3 protein-coding genes are annotated in these 3,626 nt (G+C 60.6%); all 3 read right to left on the minus strand.

Features of this window, described 5'->3' with window-relative positions; translation table 11 throughout:
- The coding region (locus P8K07_00005) for a hypothetical protein (GenBank protein MDG1956901.1) at positions 1-1,063 on the minus strand (1,063 nt) is incomplete at its 3' end.
- A gap of 760 nt (positions 1,064-1,823) precedes the next feature.
- Positions 1,824-3,089: a hypothetical protein gene (locus P8K07_00010; GenBank protein MDG1956902.1), complete on the minus strand. Its 1,266-nt coding sequence runs from the start codon at positions 3,087-3,089 to the stop codon at positions 1,824-1,826.
- A 227-nt stretch (positions 3,090-3,316) separates the two neighbouring features.
- The coding region (locus P8K07_00015; GenBank protein ID MDG1956903.1) for a hypothetical protein at positions 3,317-3,626 on the minus strand (310 nt) is incomplete at its 5' end.

Genomic DNA, 3,626 nt, shown 5'->3' on the forward strand with positions numbered 1-3,626 from the left:
GGATGGACACTCTGCCTCCGGAGTCGAGTGCCTCACGGATTCGTTCGCGTATTTCTTCGCTCACAAGGTCTTCCGTCAGGAACTGTTTCTTCTCGGGTTTCGGTGCTTCGGTCTCGAGTTCGGGGCGATCAGTTGCAAGAGCCCACTGCTGCAGCGCGATTGTGGCCGACAGGTCCTCGTCGGCAAACTCGATTTCCGGGAAAGTTTTCTGGTCTGCGAGGAAGATTTCCTCACCCTCCTCGATCTCGAACCGGAGGGCATCCTTGAGGATCGCGAAGCTGTATTCCTGAAGCAGTGCGTCGTAGAGATTGTCGGAATTTACGGAACCGTCAAGGAAGGGTACCACGATGCTCAACCCGGGCTCGAGGGTTCGTTCCAGTCCGAAATCTTCACGAAACCGCTCGATGAGCTTCGGATCATCGATGGGTTCGCGAGCTTGTCCCGAATTCCACTTTTTCAGGAAGTACGACCGCGCGGAGTAAAGACTGCCGCCAACTTCCCGGAATCGGAGCAAGCTCTTGCCGACCAGAAGTGGGGCCTTGGTTGTTTGCGGGACGGTCAGGGCAAAGATGGTGCGTGCCCGACTCGCCATGGTGAAGACGATCTTGCCAACGCCCCGACTGCCGAGTGATTGAGTGCCCTTTCCCGAAATGCCGTCGTGGTACATGAAATTGACGAAGTCATTTTTCTGTCCTGGTTGATATTGCGCACGGAAATCGCCGGTGAGGCCGCGGGTATTGAAGTCTTCGAACACGAGGTATGCGCAACGTTCCTCTTCGGAGGGTGCCTCCGGAGCGCCTGAGTTCGGCACGGACATGTGGTCGTGCAGGTTCTTGAACCAGCGGTTGTTAAGGCCCTTGACGCCGCCCGTGCAAGTACCGAGGCGCATGCGAATTCGCACAGGGCCCTTTGAGCGTCTGTTTTTGGCATCCAGTGCGTTCTGGACGCCTTCGCGCACGATCGCCGTGGAGAGGTCCTTGATAGACCCGCCTGTGAAAGCTTCAGCGGACGCGGACTGATCGATATCATCGTAGCCGTCGTGTTCCTGGAAGTGCCAGCCCATAGTTCTCCGTATCCTTCATGCGCTCGTTGGTCGAAGGGGACGCCCGTTGCGGGATACAATTAAATGCTCGAAAATTCCAGTAAAAGGACATCCTGTCGTCTTTTTGACTCCCAAAAATCGAATGCCGTGCGCGTTGTTTGGCAGGTTGGTTGCGATTCGATATTGGATCCAGCTCTATGGTCCGAACTTCATCGGGTTCAAAACTGGTCTTCTTGAAGGTCTTGACGGCGAATGACACCGGCGAACGGGGTTCCCATCAGTCGGGGATTCATGTTCCTCGTCGCGCTTGGGAAATGCCGGGATTGCTTCCCCCGTTGGCTTCGGGCGTGAAAAACCCGGAGGCAGTGGTAATTGTGCGCGACGAAAACTCGCGCGAATGGAAATTCCGATACGTTTTTTACAACAACGCGTTGCACGAGCCCCGGGGCACGCGCCGTGAGCACCGGATCACTCAGATGTCTCGGTTTTTTCGAGAGAGTCGCGCGCGGGCGGGTGATACTCTCATCCTCGCCAGACAGCCCGGCGCGGATTTTTTGGAGATTCGAATAGTTCCGGGCAGTAAAAGCGCAGGCAGCAGGTCAGTGGGTTCGGGTCAGATACCGCTCCCGGAAATCTGCGAGACAAAGGCCCCCGTCCGGGTGAGGCCGTCTGTGCGAGGACGAAGCAAGGTGGCCAAGCGTCCGAGTAAGCCTTCCCGCAAGTAGAGGCCGGGGCCCACGCCACGGGACGCGCGAGTTCCAAACCCCACCGCACCCACGCATCACTCGCGCTCGTAAAACCCATACCCCTCCGTCAGGAAGTCATAGGTCCCTTCGCCCGAGGCCTCGAAGTTGCACTCCTCGCGCCCGTACGAGTCGTGCGTGTCAGAGGTTGCGCCTTCGATTGCCTTGCACGCCTCCTTGTCCAGCGGCGGGAAGGTGACGATCTTGTGCGAGGGGAGGTCCTTGAGGCGCAGGTTGGGCACGATGAACTCGCGGCCGGTGTAGCGATCGCTGACCGTTTGCTCCGCCCACGGCTTGCGTGAGAACGGGTTGGCGGCGGTGTTGAATCCCAGGCCCACGCCGGTGTTGAACGGGTTGGCGTCTTGGCAATACGAGATCGCGGCGCGCAGCGGGCCGAGCAGATCCTCGAGCGTATCCTGCGGACGTAGATTGCCAATTCTTTGTGAATAGTAGCGGTCTCGGAATCCGATGAAGCATTCCTCGCTGGTGGTCTCGCAGTCGACCGTTCCGTTGCTGCTGCCGACCTTGCAGGTCGATCCGGCGAGCATGGCGGCGCGGACTTCCGGGTCGCAGGTGTTGGACGGGATGGTGAAAAGCACGCCGTCCCGCACCTGCATATCGTACACAATCGGCCAGCTGCGATACGGGTAGGTGCCTTCGCCGTCACAACCGGTCAGGTCGGTAAAGACATCGACCACGCTCTGCCCCGGGCGCATCGTGGTGTAGGGCTCGATCATCATTTCGCCCAATTCCGCGGGCACCACGATATCGTAGTCGATCTCGGCGATCCGGGCCCAGTTCTCGAATGCGGGCACCTGCGCCTTGATCTTCTTGGGCAACGTATAGACCGCGATCTGCATCGATTGCGATCCGGGGTGCCAATCATCGGGCGAGCTGGGCGCGGTGATGCCGAAGCCGATGAACGACTGGATCGCGGTCAACATCTTGATCAGGGTCGGGCCGTCACCTGACTGGCCCCAGCGCTTGTTCAGCTCCAGATAGCGATGGGCATTGGTGCTGCTGTTGGCCCAGGCGTAATCAAAATCCTCCGGATAGAGGCGGCTGCCGCCTTGCAGCGAGGTCACGAACAGCTCGGGCGAGATGCAGAACTCCGGCGGCGCGCGGAACTCCTTTACGGCTGCAGCATACTGCTTGGGCGTGTTGATGGTCTCGGGGCAATCGGCACGGTCGAGCCAGGGGGTGACGCTGTCGCCGCACGAGGCAAGCAAGCTGGTCGCGATGATCATGGCGAAGAACAGGGGGAGGCCCCGGCTGTAGCCGGCAATACGTTTGGTCTGGGACATGGAAGCTCCTTGGTCAACTCGTCTGGCTCGGTCCGGACGGATGGACTCGTCTATCAGGGTCGGCCAAGGCAACTCAAGCGGGGTTCAAGGCGAGGAAGCGCCGCGAAGGGCACCGCGAGGAAGCACCGCGAAGGGCACCGCGAGGAAGCGCCGCGAGGAAGCATAGCGAGGAAGCAGTGCGGGGAATTACAGCGAGGCGAGATCATCGGCTTCAGGGTGACACGATCTCAGCGCCCCGGGAAAAGCCGGCGCAGCCTGCTGAGCCCGGCGTAGGGGGTGAGCTTTGCGAGTCCTGCCTGCCGGCTGCGCCCGACGCGGCCCGCGCGCTCAAAACGCGTCACCACAAGCTCACCCTTCATCCCGGCGTCCACGCAGGGACCGCATCGCCAGCTTCGCACCACGCGTCCCGAGGTGCGGTGGTTCTGACACACCGGGCAGCGGTGGTCGTAGACGTATTTTTTGCGGCGACCGGAGCCGCGTCCTCCGCGCCCTCCGTTTCCTCCGCGTCCGGGCCCAGCCGGCATCGTAATTCCCAGC

Source organism: Candidatus Binatia bacterium (assembly GCA_029248525.1).
Lineage (GTDB): Bacteria > Desulfobacterota > Binatia > UBA12015 > UBA12015 > UBA12015.